Origin of the sequence: Roseimicrobium gellanilyticum (assembly GCF_003315205.1) — a bacterium.
Lineage (GTDB): Bacteria > Verrucomicrobiota > Verrucomicrobiia > Verrucomicrobiales > Verrucomicrobiaceae > Roseimicrobium > Roseimicrobium gellanilyticum.
This window is the reverse complement of record NZ_QNRR01000002.1, coordinates 1046657-1065941: the sequence shown is the minus strand read 5'-3', so window position 1 is coordinate 1065941 and position 19285 is coordinate 1046657. Positions and strand designations below refer to the sequence as shown.

Below are 19285 nucleotides of genomic sequence, written 5' to 3'. Positions count from 1 at the left end.
TGGTGTTAATTGAGGGAATCCCAAAACAATTCATGGACAACGAAATCAATGGGGCTAGCCTGCGGTTGCCCCCACTGTGCCATGAATCCCATGGAGTCCCAGCGTTTGACTGGAGGGGCAACTTCGTTGTCGGAGTCGCGGCATTCGACTGTACCGCAAAAGGGCGTCGCCATGGAACTCCCGCTTCCAGAGGAGCTGTCCCAGCTTCTCCCAGAGGGTGAATACATCGTGGAAAACTTCCTCGGACAGGGGGGCATGGGAGCCGTGTACCAGGGTTTGCAGATGCCCCTCAAAAGGCCCGTGGCCATCAAAATCCTGCAGCGCAGGCGTACCGAAGACGACTACCACTTCGAGGATCGGTTCCGTCGTGAGGCCTATTCCATGGCGACGCTCATCCACCCAAACGTGGTGCAGGTGTATGATTGCGGTGATGCCGGTGAGGACTTCCTGTTCATCAGCATGGAGCTGGTGGAGGGAGGAGATCTCAGCCAGGCCATGCGTCATGGGCAATTGACCCTGGCCTCCGCCCTGCAGATGTTGATCCCGATTTGTGAGGGCGTGCAGGCGGCTCATGAGCACGGGCTCGTGCATCGCGACATCAAGCCGGCGAACATTTTTCTCACGATGGACTCGCGTCCGAAGGTGGCGGACTTTGGTCTGGCGAAACGCTGCGACGCGCATACCACCTTCGTGACCCAGGCCGGATTGGGGATGGGTACCCCGGACTATGCCGCGCCTGAGCAGTACGAGGAATGCGCCGATCTGGATCACCGGGTGGATATCTACTCGCTGGGCGTGATGTTTTACCAGATGCTGACTGGCCACCTCCCTCGCGGCGCGTACAAGCTGGCCTCGCGGCTCGTCCAGGTGGACACACGTCTGGATGTAGTGCTGCAAAAGGCAATGGAGAATGACCGCGTAGAGCGCTACCAAAGCGTGGAGCAACTCAAAGTGGACATGCAGCACATCCTCACCACATGGATGGCGCCTCCGCGGCCTCGCGTCATCATGCAGACAGGTCGTGTGGTCGTGGGCAACGGTCATGCGAGTGCCATGACGGGGCGGGTTCCTACCATGACGGGAAGAGTTCCGACTATGACGGGGCGTGTGCCAACCATGGCAGGCCACCCATCCACCATGACAGGCAGGGTCCCGACCATTGCGAAGCCCACAGCCCCGCATCCCACGCCGCCCGTTCCACGTGTAGTTCCCATACCGACTCCGCAATCGTCTTACCATGTGGTGCCCGTTCCGAAGAAGAGGTCCGGAGTGCCTGTGGTCGCGGGATTGCTCGCGCTGCTTTTGCTCGGAGGTTCTGCAGCATTCCTGACTTCCAGGCACTCAGGCCCATCTGCAGCAACCGCGGCTTCTTCCGCGAACCTGGCGAAGACGGATGCTGTCTCGACTTCTTCAGGGACGGCGTCATCGTCGGTATCAGTCGCGACCGGATCAAAATCAGAAGCGTCAGCCGATGGGCCTTCCATTCTTCCCACCCTGCCTCCACTTCAAAGACTGGACCTGCTTGCGTTGACAGATCCCGTCCGCGATCGCGTGTCCACCCCTCCCGGAGTAGACAAAAACGAGTGGGCGCGCGTGGGGTCAGCTCTCATGTACAGGAGTGATGGTCGGTCCGGGAAGTTGGTGGCTCCCGTGTCATTCGAATGCCGGGACTATGAGATTGAGTTTCGTGCTGAGCGCAGCAGCGGCAATGGCCGCATTCATGTGGATCTTCCGCTGGCGACAGGACGGATATTGCCGCTCATCCTCAATGATCCCACAAGTCGCATCCTCAATGAAAAGGAGGGAGCAAGCTGGCCGCGCAATGCGTCCGTGGTGCACGCCATCATCCGCGTAGTACGGAGAAGAGGTGGCGAGGGCGAAGATCGGCTGGTGATTCGAGATGCGATCAGTGGAAGAGAGCTTCTGAATTGGAGGGGACGTTTTGGACCGCTGGGCAGGGCAGGGGAATCGCATCCTGAAATTGATGGGAAGGCCATGGCCTCGCTCTTCGTGCCCAGTGATTCCTATGTGATACAGATGTGGCAGCTCACAGTCTTCGAGGGCAGAGCGGTGAGACTCCGTGCGCCAGATACCGGAGCTGCGGGCCAGCCTGTGGCGCAGGTGAGCCAAGCTGCTTCATCCATTCCCCCTGCTTCTGAAAACTACATTGATGCCGGAAGCTCCCCGGCGCCATTTCCGGCAACGATTCAAGCTGATGCACGGCTCCTGAAACTCGAGTCGGGGTTCCAGTCACGGCGCGAGTCCGATGCGCAGAAGCCATTCACCACAGCAATGGCGACGCTAAATGCCGGCTATGTGCGTGCACTCGCGGCAGCGCGGAAGACTGCCGAAAAACAGGGCAACAGCTCCCACGTGGCATTGCTCGATGAAGAGTCGGCAAGGACAAAGGCAGGCACTCCACCGCCTGACGCTGATGCGCCGGGCACTCCCGAGCCCCTGCTCAAACTGCGATCCACGTATCGTGCCGAGGTGGCAAAATATCTTGTCGCCAGGGACAAGGCGGACGCGGTGTTGTACGATATCTACCTCGGTGCCTTGGATTCCTACGTCGAAGAGCTTGCCCGAAACAAAGATGCCCGGGTTCGCGAGGTGCAGGAGGTGCGTCGCCAGATTGCGGCGAGGAAGCCGGCGGTACGCAATTAGCATCCCCTCGAGCAAAGGTAATTCCCCAGTCGGGCAGCCACGGCGCACGCTCTGGAAAATTTCCTTCTGGACATCCCGCCAGCCTTGGTTAGTTTCCCGCCGAATGATTTCAGCTTTCAACGCGCTGCTTGGGCTCAGCCTCCTCCTTCTCGGGGTGGCGACCCGATAATTTTCCCTCCAGCCCGTTGGGGGCGGCACGAACCGCCCGATGCTTCCTGAAGCTGAGATGCCTTTGACAAAGGGCCGCTTCAACTCCTTGCTCACCCTTCTGCCATCATCATTCAATGTCCTTTTCACCCATCCAGAAATACCGTCCGTTCCCGTCGATTGATTTGCCCAACCGTCAATGGCCCGCGCGTGTGCTCACGCAGGCCCCCATCTGGTGCAGTGTGGATCTCCGTGATGGCAATCAGGCGCTGGCCGTGCCCATGAACGTCTCCCAAAAGCTGGAGATGTTCGAAGCACTGGTGAAGTGCGGATTCAAGGAAATCGAAGTGGGTTTCCCCTCGGCTTCGAACACGGAGTTCTCTTTCAATCGCCGCCTGATCGAGGATGGCCGCATCCCAGATGACGTAACCATCCAGTGCCTGGTACAGGCTCGCGAAGACCTGATCGAGAAGACAGTCCAGTCGCTGATGGGTGCCAGGAGCGTGATCATCCACTTGTACAATTCCACGTCTCCCGCGCAGCGTCGCTACGTTTTCGGCATGGAGAAGGCGGATATCGTGAAGGTGGCCGTACGTGGGGCGCAGTGGATCAAGGATCGCATTAAGCGGCTGGAAGACAGCGGCACCAAGGTGATGCTGCAGTACTCCCCGGAAAGTTTCAGCGCCACGGAAGTTGAGTTCGCCAAGGAGGTGAGCGAGGCGGTGATGGATGTCTGGCAACCCACCCCGGAGAGAAAGATGATTCTGAACTTGCCGGACACGGTTGAGGTTGCCGGGCCCAATGTGTACGCGGATCAGATCGAATGGATGTGCCGCAACATCAAGAACCGCGAGAGCTTGATCATCAGCCTGCATACACACAACGATCGCGGCACGGGTACCGCTGCCACCGAGATGGGCATGCTGGCCGGCGCCGACCGCGTGGAGGGGACTCTCTTTGGAAATGGGGAGCGCACCGGTAATCTGGATGTCGTCCAGGTGGCGATGAACCTGTACATGCACGGTATCGATCCAAAGCTGGACTTCTCCGACCTGAATGCCCTGCGGGAAGTGTATGAGCGCTGCACCGGCATGACCGTACCGCCGCGGCATCCCTACTCTGGCGAGCTGGTCTTTACCGCCTTCAGCGGCTCCCATCAGGATGCGATCAAGAAGGGGCTGGCAGCCTATGAGGGACATCAGGGGGCATGGGATGTGCCCTACCTGACCATTGATCCCCAGGACATCGGCCGGGAGTACCGCGAGGTCATTCGTGTGAACAGCCAGAGCGGCAAGGGCGGTGTGGCCTACCTGCTGGAGAGCGAGTTTGGCATCGAGCTTCCGAAGGAATTGCAGCGTGAGTTTGGCCCCATTGCCAATGACGCGGTGGATGCCCTCGGCCGGGAAGTCAGCGCTGCTGAACTGAAGGCGATGTTCTGGAAGGAATATATCGAGCGCAACCAGCCCTATGAGCTGAAGCATTTCCATGCAGACGGCACCACTGGAGTCTTCCGCTGTCGCGCCAGCCTGTATGAGAACGGCAGGGAAATCCAGGTGACCGGGGAGGGGAATGGTCCCATCGCCGCCTTCGTGCAAGCGATGGTGTCACATGGTGTACCCACCTTTGAGGTGGCGAACTACCGCGAACAGTCGCTGGGATCCGGCAGCGAGGCGAGCGCGCTTTCCTTCATTCAGGTGAAGCGCGCCGATGGCAAGATGTGCTGGGGGGCGGGCGTCGATACGAATATCGAGCTCGCTTCCATCAAGGCGGTGCTCAGCGCTGTGAACCGGACGACCTAGCCTGAACGGCGTCTTTCCTTGCTTGGGTCAGCTTCCGACGCAGCCTTTCGTCCTCGGCACGCAACTGCGTAAGCTGCTGATCCAAGTCATGCGCCTGCTTTTCAGCCTCGGCTGCTTGCTGGTTGAGAGTGTAAGTGGGGCGGCCTGCGGCTTTCGCATTGGAGGCCTGAAACCTCAGGGATGTCACACGATTGGCCCACGTAACCCAGATAGCCCGCGTCGATGTGATCTTTTCTTCGTTGGCTGCAATGGACTGTTGAATCGCCTCGACCGCCGAAACCGATGGATAGGTGCTTGCTGTCGTAGCTTTTGAATTTGGAGCGGACTTGGCAGCTGTTGCCGGTGCAGGGTTCAACGCTTCAATCTTGGCCATGCTAATGTACGGCTCCATCCCCAGGCGGAATCGATCCTTGAGATCGGGTGGAAGTTCGTCTGCACGCAGTTTGGCTACACCTTCGCTATGGGCGAGGGTGAGTTCTGTGTCGGTCACCTTTTGGATGCGAACTTCCTTAAGGATCTGGCCATTGCGGTAGGGGACATCTGCCGAAGGCATCCCTACGGATCCTGCACGCGCATCATCCACGACATCACGAAAAACTTTCAGGCCGGAGGTTTTCCGTCCTTCGAGTTCTGCGATTTCATCAGAGAGGGCTCTTTTCTTGGCTTCGAGGCCCTCATACACGGCAACCAGTTGCTTGAGTTTGTCGGCATCCGATTCCCCCGGCGCTTCAGATTCATCCCCCTCACCGAGCTCTTTCTCAAGCTCTTCAAGCTCGGCCTTTGCCTCAGCATAGGCGTGCTGAGCCGAATCCAATTTTGAGAAATATCCGGTGAAACTCGCAAAGCCACCGATGAACACAGTGACGGCCACCAAGGCCCAGATTTTAAAGTCCATGAGAAGGGAGAGTGGTGAGTGGGAGAATGGGGAAGGGTGTGTGACTAGCGATTCTTTGCCCGGTAGTCGGCAAAGTCTTTCTGAAGCACGGAGACTTCATCCTCAAGGGCCTGCTTGCGGGCCTCCAAGGCAGCGACATCACTCTGCTGTACGGTGATGGTGCCTTGAAGTGCTTTCGGGCCTTTTCGAGCTGCCGGGGGAAGCTTTACCTTTTCGACTGTACTGGAAATTTCCTCGCGCTGAGCCTTTAGCTCCTCGACTCTCTCTTGGATTTCCTTCGTCTGTGCCGCCAGTTTTTCATGCTCTTTGCAACCAGAGCAAAAGACTGCGGTCATTGCGCTAAGTAGAAACAGGGCACGAGAGAGGGATCTTGGAGACACCATATAAGGTATATTCCCCACCTCGTTGATGTTGGCAATTCGACACTGCTATTTTTTTGTTTACGAAGAATCGTTGGCCTGTCCTGCAAGAGTATGCCTAAACTCACCGTATGCAGCGCATTAGCTGGCCTCCCACTTGAGGGCCAGCTGTTGAGACGATGACTCCGTGTTTGTGATGGCTGGTGGACTACACCACCATCAATGCCGGATTCTCCACCAGCTTGCGCATTTCCTGGAGAAAAGTGGCGCCGACTGCACCATCCACCACGCGGTGGTCGCCGCTGAGACCGAGCCACATGCGCTGACCGGCCACGATGGCGCCTTTGTCGTTCACTACGGGTACATTGCGAATGCTTCCCACGCTGAGAATCATGGCTTGGGGAGGGTTGATGATGGCGGAGAACTGGTCGATGCCGTAGGAGCCGAGGTTGCTCACGGTCAGCGTGCCGCCTTGGAACTCATCCGGGCTCAGCTTCTTGTTCTTCGCACGGGTGGCAAGGTCCTTCACCGCGGCGCTGATTTCCTGGAGAGTCTTCGTTTCTGCCTCGCGAATGACCGGGGTGACCAGGCCTTCAGGAATGGCGATGGCCACGCTGAGGTTCACATGCTTGAACTGGACGATGGCATCTCCGTCGAAGGAGGCATTCACGGCCGGGACCGCCACCGCGCTGCGGATGACGGCCTTCAGAATGAAGTCGTTGACGGTGAATTTCACGCCGCCGGTCTTCTCTGCTGCATCATTGATGTGCTTGCGGAAAGCCATGAGAGGAGCAGCATCCACCTCGATCTGGAGGTAAAAATGCGGGATTTGGGTCTTCGACGCGAGGAGGCGTTCAGCGATGATGTTGCGCATGCCGGTGAGCGGGATGCGTTGATCATCAGGACCGGCAACGGGACGAATCGAGGGGACTGCCTTTGCGGGAGCGCTGCCACCAGATGCCGTGCCACCTACGGGTGCACTTTCCACATCGGCCCGGACAATGCGTCCGCCAGGGCCCGTGCCTTGGAGCTTGGTGAGGTCCACTCCACGTTCTTCAGCGACCTTGCGGGCGAGGGGAGATGCCTTCACACGCACGCCATTGGCGGCGGCTGCGGCGCGCTTCTTGGGAGCGGGGCCGGTGGGGGGAAGGGTTCCTGCAAAGGCGCCCTTCTTGGCCGGAGCGGCAGTCGTCTCGGCGGACTTCGCTGCCGGAGCCTCGGTCTTGGCCGGAGCAGCCTCGCTGTTCGCGGCGATGAATGCATCGAGGTCTGCCGGGGCTGCTTCACCAGCGGCAAGCACCACGGCCATGGGGGCGCCGAGGGCGACCTTGCCGCCTTCCTTCACCACGAGCTTCGCAATGGTGCCCGTTTCGAAGGACTGCATCTCCATCGTCGCCTTGTCCGTCTCCACGTCCGCGATGATCTTGCCCATGTCCACCGCGTCACCTTCCTTGATGTGCCACTTCACGAGGGTCCCCTCGGTCATGGTGTCACTGAGCTTGGGCATCTTGATGAGTTTCGGCATGGGAAGAGATACGGTGGTGGGAGTCAGTCGGGCGTCGGGCCACGCGGAGTGCGGGCACAACATTGTAGGGAGCCGTCCTCAAACTTCAAACGGCAAACCACATTCAAAATCAAGAAGAGCAAATCTCCTACCACCCTGGCGCGGCAGTCCGCTCCAACAGGACCTTGTTGTCCGGGAGCTGAATGAGGCGCAGTTTCCCCTCCTGTCCGGCGAAGACCGCCTGTGAGGAGGTGCCGTCGACCGCCAGGGCGTCCACGCGATGGCCGAAGGTGGCCAGCTCCTTGGTATCGATCTCCGTGACCTCCTTGGGCTGCTGCTTCTTCCTGGCCTCCTCTTCCTTCTTTCTCTTCGCCTCGTCTTTCTTGGCTAGATCCGTGTCTTTGCCTTTGTCCTTGGGCTGGTCCTTGCCCTTCTCCTTCGCCTCCAGCTTCTTCTCAGGGGCGGGCTGGACGATTTTCACGGTGACCTGGAAGGAACGAATGCGTCCGTCCGCCGAGGCGGAAAGGAGGCGCGGCCCTGCCATGGCGATACGGGTGACTTCCTGCCTCCCGCCTTTCAGTACTGTGTCTTTTGCCTTGCCACCGCCATCTACTTCGGAATCCCACTGCCAGCGGCGCACCTCGCCATCGGCAGAGGAGGTGTAGACGAATTTGCCCTCTGCATTCCAAGCGGCGCAGGTCACGGCACTGCTGTGGTTGGTAAATGTGATGCCTGGCTCGCCCTTGGCCGCGGTGAAGATGCGTGCGGTGCGGTCCCGGCTGGTGCTCACCAGATGCTGACCGTCCGGGGCGAAGGCGAGGAAGGTAATCCAGTCTGCATGTGCCTCCGCCTTCCAGGCCTGCTTCCAGTCCGTGGTGCGGAAGACGCGGATGAGATTGTCCGCTCCACCCACAGCGAGCAGTAAGCCGTCAGGGGAGAAAGCGGCCGCGAGGATCGTGTCCTTTGCGTTGGGCAGGCGATGCACGACCTTGCCACTGGCGCGGGAGAGAATCACCACCTCACCACTGCGCCCAGGCGTGCCGCCTGCGGCTGCGATGTGGTCACCGGTCTGCTGCGCGGCAATCGCCAGCACGCGCTCCGGCGCTCCAGCGAGGCGACGTCGCAGGGATCCGTCGCTTGCACTCCATTCCTGCACTTCATGGTAGCCGCTGGAGAAGTACGACCGGCCATCTGGCGCGAACACCAGCGCTGTGACAGGGACGGGACGCGGGTACTTTTCCGGTGTGGCAGGAGCCTCTTTCTTGGAAGCGGCAAGCAACTCCGCGAGTGGTGTCTTGGGATCCGGCCCATCGAATTTCCCGCCTTCTTCAATCCACTGTTTAAAGAGAGCGATCTGTGCCGGCGGCAGCGGATCATCCTTCTGTGGCATGCGCTCATCTTCATCATGCGAGACGAGCCGGGTGTAGAGTGTGCTGGCATCCGGTTTCCCTGGAGTGAGCGAGGGCTCATCACTGCTGCCAGCCTTGCCTACGAGTTCGAACGTGTCGACGCGATAACGGCCCTTGGCCTTCTTCTCCTCATGGCAGGTCACACACTTGTCCGCGAGGATGGGTGCGAGGTCCCTGGTGAAGGAGACGGGGGCAGCATGAACCGCCGCCTGCATTTGGAGGAGCAGGAGGGCAGGGAGGATGAGTCGCGAAGGCGTCATGCGTGAGTTCTATGACTACGGCACGAGTTCGAATGAACTGCCAGGGAATCTCCTCTGCAGGCTCCTTCTCGTCTGCAGTCAGGAGAAGGTATGCTGCCAGAAGTAAGGGTATTGTGGCATTTGCTTCATAGGACGGTGGGCAATCGATGTTGGATAGCTTCACGCCTTGATTACACCCTTCAGCACCTTCATCTGGGACTGCGCTCTCTCCTCGACGTAGGCCATGGCTTTCTTCACCTTCGCCTGGGCGGCGGGGTAGTCCTTGTGGATGCCCATCAGGATCTCGAACATCTTGCTCGCGGGTGTGGCGTCGAATTCCGGCGCCCATTCTTCGAGACCGATGTCCTTGAACATCCAGCACTTGGGCGAGTGGAACTCGGAGAAGGTGTGTATGATCGGCGTGCCCATGGCCAGAGCCATGATGGGGGTGTGCGGCTCGTGGCAGATGACGGTGTGGGCGCGGGCGTAGAAGGAGCAGGCCTCATCCACGTTCCAGAACTCGTCGAAGTTCACCACGTGCTTCTTGAGGTCGTCGGGCAGCGTGTCGTAAATGAACTTCTTGTTGTACTCCATCTCCTTGTAGACCTCGGGAGCAATCACCACCTTCCAGCCGGTCTCCTTCACCCACATGGCAATCAGGTCCTGATACACCTTCGCGCGACGGGTGTCGTCGGCGATGTTCTCCGGAGTGGGGTGCAGCGGGTTCAGCTTCTGCGGGCGCTTGTCATCCACGCCGGGGCTGGTGGGGGAGTGGGTGCGGAGTTGGATGGTGATGAATTTCTTTTCCTCCAATCCATGCTTTTTCAATCGGGCGAGCGCTTTCTCCTCATCACGGACATCGATGCCGAAGCAGCCATCGGGTGCCCACTCGAGGACAGGTGGCTTCACACCGGTATCCTGAAGCAATTTGAGTGTCTTCGAATCGCGGCAGTAGATGAAGGCGGCGCTGTTGAGCAAGGCGATGCGCTCTTCCGCACCCTTGCCTGTGACCATGTCCGGGAAGTACGACTGGGCCTGCAGGCCCCAGGGCTTGCCAGCCTTGTCGCAATACTTCATGAAATCGGTGGGCTGTCCCATGCCAGGACCGCGCAGGAAAAAGTCTGACCGCTTGATCGCATCCGCGACAGCACCGTCTTCCTTGGATAGCGAGCCCTTCACGATTTCCAGCTTCGGAAATCGCTTCATCAGCATCGCATCCACCGCTTCATTGGTATTGGCCGCCCAGAGGATGACCTTGGCCCCCGGAAGATACTGCTCCAGAAAACGCAGCGTCCCCGGCGTGTGGCCGATGTCACCGATGTTCTTCGTCGCCCAGCCACAATGCAGCAGGACGGTCTTCTGCGGACTGGTGGTCTGGGCAGCAGCCGGCAGGGCGGCAGCACCGAGGACGAGACCAGAATTTCTGAGGAAGGTGCGGCGTGAGGTCATGCTGGGGAAAGGTCACAGGATAGGGAAATCGGACAGGAAAAGCCACTTCCATCGGCAAATCTTTTCGTTTCCTGCTGCTCCTGTGCCCAGCCGATGCGCACCTAGCCTGCGTCACAGATGAGGTTGGTGAAATCACATGCTGCAAGCTTCTCCTTCTCAATGAATACCATCAGCTTGTCACCGTCGTGCCAGTTCCAGCCCAGCTGGTCATGAGATTGCAGCGTGATCAATGAAATCCAACCACCCTCGGGGGTGGGGTCATATGCCAGCGTGTTGAACGAAGGATACCCAAGAAGGTAGTCAGACGCCTTTCCCAGCTCCTCTGGAAGTTCGTGAAAAAAGACGTCCTCAACTTCGTCAGAAAAGGGCCAGTTGAAACTTAGAAAAGGAGAGCCTGGCAGGCTCACGGACTTCTGCAGGAGGACTTTTAAGGACGGTGGCTCGGAAGCATCAGGCGCGCGGTGGGCGATCGCTTCCGTAGTATCGGGTGAGTAGTAGCCAAGGACATAGCCCGGGTCGCCCCAGAAAATCTCGTTGTTGGGATCCGTTGCGAAGAATAGACTTAGCAATCCTGTGGCAGGCAGTTCTGATGGCGCCGACTCGATCTCGGAAAAATTGATCTGACCGAGGAACTGGTAGGTCCCTACCTCATGCCTGGGCCAGTTAAAATCAGGCGGGAGAACTGGAGCGCCGCCGAACCGGCTTCCCAGGAACTCGCCGGCGTTACCAGCCAATCGAATGTCAACCGTGGTTTTTGCAACCATGCGGATGAAGTCCTCATGGAGTGTCAGACCTTTGCGGTTAGCAGCCTCAATAACCTTGTCGATGTCCATGGCGATTTGCTGTATTGATTTACGGTTTCTCCAATTCACGCCAAACAAAGGATGGGAAGGATACTGCGTGAAATTTAGTCGTATCGGATTTCGATACGAGCTCCGGCAGATTCCAATTCTATCCGCCAGCTTTGAAACGAGGCGGGCCATCCTCGAGCCAACTCGAATGGGGCTGCGCGGAGTGAGATCAGGGCTTCAGTCGCGGTGCGTCCTGTCGCTTGCTGAATCACAGCCAGCACTCGTGACCGCTGCGGCCCAACCTCCAGCACCCGCAAGGAAGGGGCACGCATAAGCGATGGTTCGATGTTCTTGGGGAAACTGCCAAACTGTCGTTGCAGTTCAATCAGGGCGTCGGCAGAATCCAAATGCGACAACACGCGTGCGGCGGCGGCGTGCTCCCGACAGAACCATTCGAATCCCGGGGGATGTCCGACAATGTCATGAGGCAACTTCTCGTAGTCACGGAATCGGACCATCTCACCACCAGCTCGCGTGTGGAACCATTCGCTCCGGAAGTCTCGACCACAGAGCCAGCCGTAAGCAGGTTTCATGTGCTACACCTACCTTCTCGGCTCATACTGCATCGCCACTGCGCCCGAGGCGAACTCTTTCTGGCTCACAAGTTTCAAATCGACACACTTCGATAGGCCCGCGAATAACGACGGTCCGTGGCCTGCAATCCTGGGATGCACGATGAATTCGTATTCGTCGATCAATCCCAGTTCTGCCAAGGCCATGGGGAGTTTTACGCCACCGGTGAATAGTCCGTTGCCAGGCTCGTTCTTGAGTTGCTGAACGGCCTCCGCCAAATCCCCGCGCAGGAATTCCGCGTTCCAATCGACTTGGGGAAGTGTGCTCGACACGACGTATTTCTTCGCCGCGTCGATGGTGTTGCGGAAGGGTTCCATCCAAGCTGGCATCTCTCCCGTCCACGCCGGACGAAACGCGATCTCCATCATCTCATACGTCACCCGGCCAAAGAGAAGAGCATCCGCCTGCCTGATGAGCTCGGTCGAGTGACGATGCATCTCTTCGTCTGGCATGACCCCTGCCTGATGGTCGCAGCATCCGTCCAGGGTGAGGTTGATGGAATATCGAAGCGGGCGCATGGCGCGAGAATAGCGGGAATGGCTGGAGCGTCCAGTACCGCCTAGCGGTCAATGCGCAGCCGCGAAGGGAGATGGCTCAGTGGTCAAAGCAAATCATGCGCGCCGAGAGCGTTACTCCAACTCTTGTCCTTGTTCTCTCGAAAGTATTTCCACAAGGCATCTTTGCCCCGGACGTTTCCATGCTCACCACGAGCAATCGCATTTTAATCAGGCGCTATTGCGCTTCAGTGCGGAGTTTCTGCATTGAAAGAGCCTTAACGAGTATTTCGTCCGAGTGCGTCTTGAGTCGGCTGACCTCATCCAGTGTAACAGAATACCAATCACGAACTACGCAGGCGCTGGTGCTGATCTCGTTGGGACCCTCATATTCATAATCCACCTCAACGTCCCATGCCAAGCCAGCAGCATCGGCATCAGTGGGACAGATGATTATTGTCTCTGATGGGTCAAGTGGAAGGGTCGCACCTGCGACTCTCCATTCCCGGAGCCACGTGAAGTCGTGGTTTGCGGGATCGTATGCTACGTGTCGAAATCTCACACTCGCAGGAAGCTCCTCACGTTCGTCCTTCTTACCGTAGATAACCGGGCGGCCACCTTGATTGAACAACCATGTCTTACGCACAGCTACTCCGAACGGAGCGAAGCGGGGTTTGCTATATGCCCTGTAGAGCGTGAAGAGCTTGTTCAGCTCAGCTAGTGGAGCTTCGCTGAAGCACACGGCTGGCGGATAGTAAGATGACCGGAGTTTGCCCTCCGATAGTATTTTGGAAAGAATGCGTGCGCCTTCGATATTGTCGCCACTGGTGAAGTGGACCAGCCATTCGCTCAAGTCGGCCCTTAGCTTCTTGAGGTCTGATAGAAATTTGCTCATGGAATTAATGCGTGACGTCTAGCTGTGCCGAGCGTCGGGACGGTGTGAACGTGGAGCTGGGCGTCGCTAGCGCCTCGTTCGCGTCCGTCGCGTTCTTGTTCACCGTTTCTTTCTTCTGAATAGTTCTGGCAGAGTCTTCAAGTCGAAGCCCACCCCCATGAAAGTCGGACGTAGGACTAACCCGTCGAGAAACGCTTTGCCTCGATTGGGGCTCATCTCTCCTACAACCTGAAAGTCAATCAAAGCCTTCTTGGACTTAATATCTTCAAACACCTTGCGGATAAAAGTGACGACTTCATCCCCAGTATTGCAGTGATCCTTTAGCGGGATGAGGACAAGATGGTCTGACTGCTTGGCAGTCTGCCAATATGGGTCGGACTCGTTGGCGAAGCGGCTTGGATGAATTGTGGTGAGCAGGATTGCTGGCAGTAACGTTTCGGCCTCCTCGCCATTGAGGTGATGCCAAGAGAAGACCTCGTTCTGGAAGTGCCAGCGCTCACACCCCTGAATCACTATAGCGTCGTTCCGAGACGCCATGTCAGACATGGCATGGTAGTTCTGCTCGATTGAGCGCTCCAAAGGTCCAGCCCATCCGCCATTCAGGAGATACAAGTAGTAGCTTCTTTCCGCTGTGATTGGCAACTCTTTGAGGCTATGAACGAATAGACCCATGACGTGGTGGATTTAGGTGAACAATCCCAAGCTCAGCGACGGCGGAGGCTGGCGCTGCCGCTGCGTGGTGGGAAAGTGGCGTGAGGCGCGGCGGCTGTGACGTTCAGAGCCGTCCGTTGCGGCGCATGGTTAGGCGTTCCCGTTCCCATTTTTTGGCGGTGGTGATTTCCGGTTGCTCTTGCCGAGGACGTATCCGACGACCGAACCGAGAATACCCAAAGTGCCCTCGGCGGTGATAATACGGAGGATGCCAAGTATGATGATGGTGAGGACGACGAGAATAACTGTGATGCCCTCGATAACGATTGGAAGGATGCGGGCGACGCTGTCCGAGGAATACTTCTGGATGGCGTCGCCGTCACCTTTGCGGAAAAGCATGATGATAACCTTGTCGAGGCCGAGCAGAAGTCCGAGGGCACCAAGAGAACCACAAATCGCGTAAACGAGTAGGTTGTAAACGTGTTGAGGCGAAAGAAGCGGAACCGCTGTGGTGATTGGCTCGGCTGCCGCCTGAACTGTCTCTGCTGCCTGCCCTCCGGTCACGGTGAACAAGAATAGAAGTGACGCTAGAATCTTCATTGGTGGCTTGGTTGACTCCTTTCACAGGAGACGCGAGGAAACGCCTAACATAGAGATTTTCTACAAAAGTACAGAAAAAATCAACCCCGCAGTAGCTTGCAGCTTTGCAGGCTATTTCCGGGCCTGAGGCTCGCGTGCTGCAGAAAAGCATGCAAAATCAGCGACTTATCCTGCAACTATACAGGAATGATGGGCTTTTTTTCGAAAATGATCTGCGGGATTTGAGCCGGAGTTAGCTGACGCGAATGCAGGGATCGCCAAATGCAGGCTAGGCGTTAGCCAGCGCTTCGCTTCCTGACCGCGAAGGGACTCGCGGACTACGTTGAAGGAGGCGTCAACTTTCCCACAATTCCTTGTGTGACATCTACGGGCTTCTTCTCGAACTCGGATGGATCGATACTCCAGTTCCCGGCGACCTTCATTACGTCCTGCTCAGATGGAAACTCCAGGTCGAGACCCTTCTCCACGGGCGTGAGCTCTCCGCTGTTCCATGACAGATCTCCCTGGAAGATGGCGAATGCGCGCGTGCAGGTGCCGTTTGTGAAGCGCGCCCAAGCTTGACCATCGGAGACCCGGTAGGTGAAGAAGTACTGGACGTCAGCGAATCGAGCTGCCAACCGTTTGAGAATCGGTGTGATTTCGTCGGGAAGGTCAGAAGTTGGAAACTCCGGGAGGGAGCGCGACACGCAAAGGATGTAGCCATTAACCGGCGGAGTGACGAAGACTTCCCCGTCTGGATACTTGTAGGCGGTTTGGATGCCCTCCGCCCACGAACCCACTCTGCAATCCTGCAGCCCGAGAGTGGAAATGACGGCTTGAAGATCGTCGGTGCGAATGGCTATCCAGCGGCATTTGTAACCGAACGATTGGATGGAATCTGGTTGTAAGGTTGGAACAGTAAAACTCATCTTGCGTTCGGAAGGTGTTTGCTCGCTACAGACCATCGGGAGAAGGAGCACCGTGCTTGCGAGCAAGGCAGTCATTCTGGAGAAGAGCGAATCCATGATGTGCAAGCCAGGGTGGCTGCCCCTGGTGCGAGCGATCGGATTTCAGGACCCCTTTGAGGTCGACTCGATATCCTGGACCCATGAAAGGACACTCTGTGCCGAACAGTTGTGGGGAATCATGTACAGACGCCGGCCTTCCTTGCCGGAAAGCACATAGATGATTCCGACAATGTAGTGGTCCGTGAAGGACATCGCCTGACCGGGATCGGTGGAGAGGTAGGAGTCCAACTCGGTCAGGGCCGAAATCCGGTCCCAGATATGGCGGAAGCTGTCCTCGGAGATGGGGCGGTCGAAGGTTTGCCGGCTGCCGTTGGACTGGATGGTCCAGGTGGATTTCGGCACCTGATCAATCAATGAAACAGTGCCTTGTGCAGCGGCTCCTGCCTTTTCGGTGAAGAAGCTGATGACAAATACTTCCTGGGGGGGAGAAGCGGGGCTCATGTATGGGGTGTGAAAGGCTGTGAGACGTACGCGTGCAGGCGCCACTATCGTTCGAATAGTCTCTGGAGGAACGTCGGTTTCACAAAATTCCCGAACCCAGTGTCCGATGATCCCAGGTGATTGAATCCCGTGACTTCCTCGGCCAGGTCCACTGGAATATTGAAGATGAAGTCGACGCATCCATCCTCATCATCTTCCTTCTGCTGTTTGGTCAGTCGATCGCGAATCGCTCCAAAACCGGCAGGCGGCTCGCCCCGGATATCCAGATGATGTTCGCTCTCCTCTGAGTCGTGGGTGACCTCCCAAACCTGTACACCATTTTTCCAGCATGCCGAACGGCTGACCATCACGTGCTCTTCCACAAAACATGCGACCACCTCGCAAGCGCTCGATAGATGCCGCATTTCATCACTCGTGAATTCGTGCCGTCCGTGAATCATGACAAACCAGCCGTTTGGCAGGGGCCCTCCGCGGAAGGGCGTATGGCGATACTCTTTGCTGACTGCTCTTCTGAGTCCGAAATCTCGCAAGACCATCTCCGGAGTTTTGCCGCGCACTGCATACCAGGATAAGGATGCCCCCATGGGTCGCGATGCTCAGCTACTGTGTGGGGCCGCGCAAGGGACTTTGATGAGCTTCCTTTGTCAGACGAACGTTGACGCCATCAAGTCCCTCAAGCAGGGCGGTCGAAGGGGCGTACCTCAGTGCCATCTTCTCATTGCCAATACGAGAAGGTACCCAATGCATGTACCGATGATGATGGCTGGCGCAAGGGACTGGGCGAACATATAGAGCGACCACCGGAAAAAGCTCTCGTGACGGCGAGCGACAAATGGAAAGGAAAAGATGTCTCCGAGGAATATGGGCAGCAGCAGGGGAAGGCACACGAAGAATTTCAGCCCAAGCCAGAACTTGGACCAACGGCGCGTCTTGATCGTCTGCCGTCTGTACTCGTCTCGCGTCATTTCTACTATAGTAGTGCAAAGCAGTTTGCATTGGCAAGCATCGCATCGATGCTCCTGAACTCACCTCTGCTCAAACGGCTCGGTGTAGGGCTGAAGGAGTGAATCGTCAGCGGAGATGCCCAGTTCACCGACGATGGGTAACAAAGTAGGTGGATCCCCGTAGAGGACGGCTCCTGTCAGTTTCCCTGAACTGAAGTCCGGCCAAACAGCCATTCGTGAAGCGCGTCGATCCTTTCAGTGTTCGGACCTTGCGGATTGAACGTGGGACACAGCCAGCCGCCTTCGGAGTGTTCATTCCACGCGTATACCAGAATGGCATTGGCGGGAACTTTTCCTGGATTGGCTTTAGTCCAGGCAAAAGCAGCTTCCATACTGGCAACCAATTGCTTTGGTGTCGCTGACCAGCCGACAAAATCCTTCACGATATTTTCATGGGGATACCAAGTGACTTGCGTGTCCCGAAAAGGGGTTGGATCCCAACCGGTGCCCACATTGGGAATGAGTTCTTTGAGCTTGGAGTATTCCTCCCAGTTCTTCTCCATTCCGCCGGCGTACATGGTGACAGCGTCGGCGCCGACCGCTTCGCAAGCCTGTGCTGCCTCCGTGGCAGTCCAGCCCATCATGGCGACGTAGGGAGTCTTGCCGCAGGATTTCAGCGAGAGCTCTCGCAACGCTGCAAGGTCCGCGCGGGCCATGGGTGTAAAGAGATACACCAACGGACGGCCGTCGAGAACCTTCTGGTACCCCGGCTTGGCAAACTCCGCCGCGAGCCAGGGCGCGTCTCGATTCATGTCGAAGGGATTGGTGCCCAATACAACACACCACTTGAGGCGCTCCCGTTTGCGGGATGTCAGAAAAAGATTTCGCGCGAGTTCCATCCCATTGCCCGGCGGATACCAGTCAAACGCCCAGTAATCGATGCCGGCGTGGATGGCGTAGCCAATCTCCGTGTCCATGATTCCTTGGGAGAGAGGTTTGAAGGTGATGACATTCGGCCCAGCAGTATCCACAAAGAACGGAGCGCGATGTTGGTGCTTGTCTGGACTGAGAACTCGTTCGGAGTCCTTCCCGATCACGCAGTTATTTCCCCAGCCGTCCCATCGGATGGCGCCGATCAAGGGGCGGCTTGATGGTGTCAGTGGCTCAGAGGAGCGCAACTTCTCAGCGGCTGGCGCTCGGTGGAGCGTGGCAGCGCTGAGGAGAAGGGATATGCAGAGTGGGATGAAAAGCCTGGAGGTCACCGGTTGATTGGGTCACTTGGATTTGGCAGGAGTCTAGTCCTCAATGATGGCAAGCCCGCGGCGTTTCAGGTCTCGAAGGGAATTTAGCATTCCTTGAACTGCTTCCACCGGGTGTCCCTGCCAGTCCTCGACGACTCCGACGATCCTGAGTGGATCACGTGTGCGATAGGACTTCGTCGGGTTACCAGGAAATCGCTTGTTGGTGAGATTCGGATCGTCCTCAAAGGTGCCAGTTGGCTCGACGACGTAGATGCGGCCGCGACCTTCTAAATTTGCCAACGCCATCGCGAGTTCTGCTCCCCAGATCGCAGGGTCCAAGATGGCGGAGAAGTAGAGGTGGTTAAGAACCCGGCTTTCGTCGTAGTTGGAGGGATGGCCGGGTGACAGCAAATCGCCTATCGCAAACTCAACCTTCGTGCCGTGATAGAATGGGCCGTGCATGTGGTTGCAGTTCTCATGCGTGACTGGGCTCCACTTTTCATTGTTCATAGGGTGGTGATTTTGGCAGGGTGTTCCTGTCGGCCGTCGGAGGGACGAGCAGCAAGAACAAAACTTCATTTTCCATGTCAAAAGGCAGGATCACTCCGCTATTGGACTTCCCTCATTTCAGTTCCCTGCATGAATCGACACTTCCACACCCTCCTCGCCAGCCTGGTTTCGGGTCTTGTCCCGCGTGGCTGGGTCTGATGCGGTCATGCCTGTGGAAAGGGGCGCGAGGGAGGTGACGCCAGTGTGATCAGGTTGCCATCAGGATCACGCACTTGGGCCAGTGTCGAGTAGTCGCCTCCGATGTCGTCACCGAGGATGATCCCAAGGCTCTGCAATCGGCGGCGTTCGACCGCGAGATCGGCGACATAAAGGAAGAACACGCCGTGGCCGGCAATCTCATCGCTGCTTGAAAGCATGAACCCGGCATGATCGAACAACTCCCACTGCACCAGCGTGTCCATCGGGCGGTTGTCCGGTCTGCGACCGAGCAGCTTCGTGTACCAGTCTTCAGCTGCCGCCAAATCTGAGGTGAGCAGCGAGGTGTAGATCTTCTGCAGGTTCATGTGTTCTCCTCCGGGCAAGGTCGGTGCGACTGCTTCACTCCCAGATATCG

Annotated in this window: 19 protein-coding genes; 4 read left to right on the top strand and 15 right to left on the bottom strand. The window is 57.5% G+C overall.

The genetic code is table 11. The annotated features are described in order from the left end of the window. The first annotated feature begins 171 nt into the window (after positions 1 to 171). Positions 172 to 2664: a serine/threonine-protein kinase gene (locus tag DES53_RS09700; RefSeq protein WP_170156984.1), complete on the top strand. Its 2493-nt coding sequence runs from the start codon at positions 172 to 174 to the stop codon at positions 2662 to 2664. A gap of 284 nt (positions 2665 to 2948) precedes the next feature. After that, a complete protein-coding gene (gene leuA, locus DES53_RS09695; RefSeq protein ID WP_113958021.1) occupies positions 2949 to 4610 on the top strand; it encodes a 2-isopropylmalate synthase in 1662 nt (553 codons plus the stop codon). On the opposite strand, the gene DES53_RS09690 is transcribed toward leuA, so the two are convergent. The 12 genes from DES53_RS09690 to DES53_RS09635 all read right to left on the bottom strand — a co-directional run bounded on the left by DES53_RS09690 (position 4585) and on the right by DES53_RS09635 (position 15977). Then, on the bottom strand, positions 4585 to 5505 hold the full coding sequence (locus DES53_RS09690; protein ID WP_113958020.1) for a hypothetical protein: 921 nt from the start codon (positions 5503 to 5505) through the stop codon (positions 4585 to 4587). The two genes, leuA and DES53_RS09690, sit on opposite strands and share 26 nt — an antisense overlap. 44 nt (positions 5506 to 5549) lie before the next feature. After that, positions 5550 to 5888, bottom strand: a complete 339-nt coding sequence (locus tag DES53_RS09685; RefSeq protein ID WP_147263313.1) for a hypothetical protein — start codon at positions 5886 to 5888, stop codon at positions 5550 to 5552. A 184-nt stretch (positions 5889 to 6072) separates the two neighbouring features. Further along, positions 6073 to 7389, bottom strand: a complete 1317-nt coding sequence (locus DES53_RS09680) for a pyruvate dehydrogenase complex dihydrolipoamide acetyltransferase (RefSeq protein WP_113958018.1) — start codon at positions 7387 to 7389, stop codon at positions 6073 to 6075. A gap of 127 nt (positions 7390 to 7516) precedes the next feature. Further along, positions 7517 to 9037 (bottom strand): WD40 domain-containing protein, encoded by a 1521-nt coding sequence (locus DES53_RS09675; protein ID WP_113958017.1) that lies wholly within the window; start codon positions 9035 to 9037, stop codon positions 7517 to 7519. A 159-nt stretch (positions 9038 to 9196) separates the two neighbouring features. Beyond that, complete coding sequence (locus DES53_RS09670) at positions 9197 to 10465, bottom strand: polysaccharide pyruvyl transferase family protein (protein ID WP_113958016.1); 1269 nt, start codon at positions 10463 to 10465, stop codon at positions 9197 to 9199. A 101-nt stretch (positions 10466 to 10566) separates the two neighbouring features. Then, positions 10567 to 11298: a YwqG family protein gene (locus DES53_RS09665; protein ID WP_170156983.1), complete on the bottom strand. Its 732-nt coding sequence runs from the start codon at positions 11296 to 11298 to the stop codon at positions 10567 to 10569. Positions 11299 to 11858: 560 nt separating this feature from the next. Continuing rightward, complete coding sequence (locus DES53_RS09660) at positions 11859 to 12407, bottom strand: dihydrofolate reductase family protein (RefSeq protein WP_113958014.1); 549 nt, start codon at positions 12405 to 12407, stop codon at positions 11859 to 11861. A 214-nt stretch (positions 12408 to 12621) separates the two neighbouring features. Beyond that, the gene (locus tag DES53_RS09655; protein ID WP_113958013.1) at positions 12622 to 13278 is read right to left on the bottom strand and encodes a hypothetical protein; all 657 of its coding nucleotides are present in this window, start codon (positions 13276 to 13278) and stop codon (positions 12622 to 12624) included. Between the two features lie 99 nt (positions 13279 to 13377). Next, on the bottom strand, positions 13378 to 13950 hold the full coding sequence (locus DES53_RS09650; protein WP_113958012.1) for a hypothetical protein: 573 nt from the start codon (positions 13948 to 13950) through the stop codon (positions 13378 to 13380). A 129-nt stretch (positions 13951 to 14079) separates the two neighbouring features. Beyond that, positions 14080 to 14529, bottom strand: coding sequence for a hypothetical protein (locus DES53_RS09645; RefSeq protein WP_113958011.1), 450 nt, complete (start codon positions 14527 to 14529; stop codon positions 14080 to 14082). Between the two features lie 317 nt (positions 14530 to 14846). Further along, on the bottom strand, positions 14847 to 15533 hold the full coding sequence (locus DES53_RS09640) for a hypothetical protein (protein WP_113958010.1): 687 nt from the start codon (positions 15531 to 15533) through the stop codon (positions 14847 to 14849). Between the two features lie 45 nt (positions 15534 to 15578). Then, complete coding sequence (locus DES53_RS09635) at positions 15579 to 15977, bottom strand: hypothetical protein (protein WP_113958009.1); 399 nt, start codon at positions 15975 to 15977, stop codon at positions 15579 to 15581. 116 nt (positions 15978 to 16093) lie between these two features. On the opposite strand from DES53_RS09635, the gene DES53_RS33450 reads away from it, so the two are divergent. Beyond that, positions 16094 to 16264 (top strand): hypothetical protein, encoded by a 171-nt coding sequence (locus DES53_RS33450; RefSeq protein ID WP_211325492.1) that lies wholly within the window; start codon positions 16094 to 16096, stop codon positions 16262 to 16264. Between the two features lie 417 nt (positions 16265 to 16681). Continuing rightward, positions 16682 to 17044: a hypothetical protein gene (locus tag DES53_RS32490; RefSeq protein WP_147263311.1), complete on the top strand. Its 363-nt coding sequence runs from the start codon at positions 16682 to 16684 to the stop codon at positions 17042 to 17044. Between the two features lie 74 nt (positions 17045 to 17118). Here the strand turns inward: DES53_RS32490 and DES53_RS09620 are convergent, their stop codons facing one another. The 3 genes from DES53_RS09620 to DES53_RS09610 form a co-directional block, all read right to left on the bottom strand. After that, entirely contained in the window at positions 17119 to 18060 is a 942-nt protein-coding gene (locus tag DES53_RS09620; RefSeq protein ID WP_113958006.1) for a glycoside hydrolase family 71/99 protein, read from the bottom strand. A 156-nt stretch (positions 18061 to 18216) separates the two neighbouring features. After that, complete coding sequence (gene arr / locus DES53_RS09615) at positions 18217 to 18672, bottom strand: NAD(+)--rifampin ADP-ribosyltransferase (protein WP_113958005.1); 456 nt, start codon at positions 18670 to 18672, stop codon at positions 18217 to 18219. 203 nt (positions 18673 to 18875) lie between these two features. Further along, complete coding sequence (locus DES53_RS09610; protein WP_113958004.1) at positions 18876 to 19235, bottom strand: VOC family protein; 360 nt, start codon at positions 19233 to 19235, stop codon at positions 18876 to 18878. Between the last annotated feature and the right edge of the window lie 50 nt (positions 19236 to 19285).

What these genes read in the sequence shown, in the direction of transcription:
- DES53_RS09635 (WP_113958009.1), bottom strand. Translation starts at nt 15,977, where the DNA reads ATGAGCCCCGCTTCTCCCCCCCAGGAAGTATTTGTCATCAGCTTCTTC.
- arr (WP_113958005.1), bottom strand. Translation starts at nt 18,672, where the DNA reads ATGAACAATGAAAAGTGGAGCCCAGTCACGCATGAGAACTGCAACCAC.
- DES53_RS09665 (WP_170156983.1), bottom strand. Translation starts at nt 11,298, where the DNA reads ATGGACATCGACAAGGTTATTGAGGCTGCTAACCGCAAAGGTCTGACA.
- leuA (WP_113958021.1), top strand. Translation starts at nt 2,949, where the DNA reads ATGTCCTTTTCACCCATCCAGAAATACCGTCCGTTCCCGTCGATTGAT.
- DES53_RS09610 (WP_113958004.1), bottom strand. Translation starts at nt 19,235, where the DNA reads ATGAACCTGCAGAAGATCTACACCTCGCTGCTCACCTCAGATTTGGCG.
- DES53_RS09660 (WP_113958014.1), bottom strand. Translation starts at nt 12,407, where the DNA reads ATGCGCCCGCTTCGATATTCCATCAACCTCACCCTGGACGGATGCTGC.
- DES53_RS09645 (WP_113958011.1), bottom strand. Translation starts at nt 14,529, where the DNA reads ATGAAGATTCTAGCGTCACTTCTATTCTTGTTCACCGTGACCGGAGGG.
- DES53_RS09650 (WP_113958012.1), bottom strand. Translation starts at nt 13,950, where the DNA reads ATGGGTCTATTCGTTCATAGCCTCAAAGAGTTGCCAATCACAGCGGAA.
- DES53_RS09685 (WP_147263313.1), bottom strand. Translation starts at nt 5,888, where the DNA reads ATGGTGTCTCCAAGATCCCTCTCTCGTGCCCTGTTTCTACTTAGCGCA.
- DES53_RS09690 (WP_113958020.1), bottom strand. Translation starts at nt 5,505, where the DNA reads ATGGACTTTAAAATCTGGGCCTTGGTGGCCGTCACTGTGTTCATCGGT.
- DES53_RS09670 (WP_113958016.1), bottom strand. Translation starts at nt 10,465, where the DNA reads ATGACCTCACGCCGCACCTTCCTCAGAAATTCTGGTCTCGTCCTCGGT.
- DES53_RS09680 (WP_113958018.1), bottom strand. Translation starts at nt 7,389, where the DNA reads ATGCCGAAACTCATCAAGATGCCCAAGCTCAGTGACACCATGACCGAG.
- DES53_RS09655 (WP_113958013.1), bottom strand. Translation starts at nt 13,278, where the DNA reads ATGAGCAAATTTCTATCAGACCTCAAGAAGCTAAGGGCCGACTTGAGC.
- DES53_RS09700 (WP_170156984.1), top strand. Translation starts at nt 172, where the DNA reads ATGGAACTCCCGCTTCCAGAGGAGCTGTCCCAGCTTCTCCCAGAGGGT.
- DES53_RS09640 (WP_113958010.1), bottom strand. Translation starts at nt 15,533, where the DNA reads ATGGATTCGCTCTTCTCCAGAATGACTGCCTTGCTCGCAAGCACGGTG.
- DES53_RS09675 (WP_113958017.1), bottom strand. Translation starts at nt 9,037, where the DNA reads ATGACGCCTTCGCGACTCATCCTCCCTGCCCTCCTGCTCCTCCAAATG.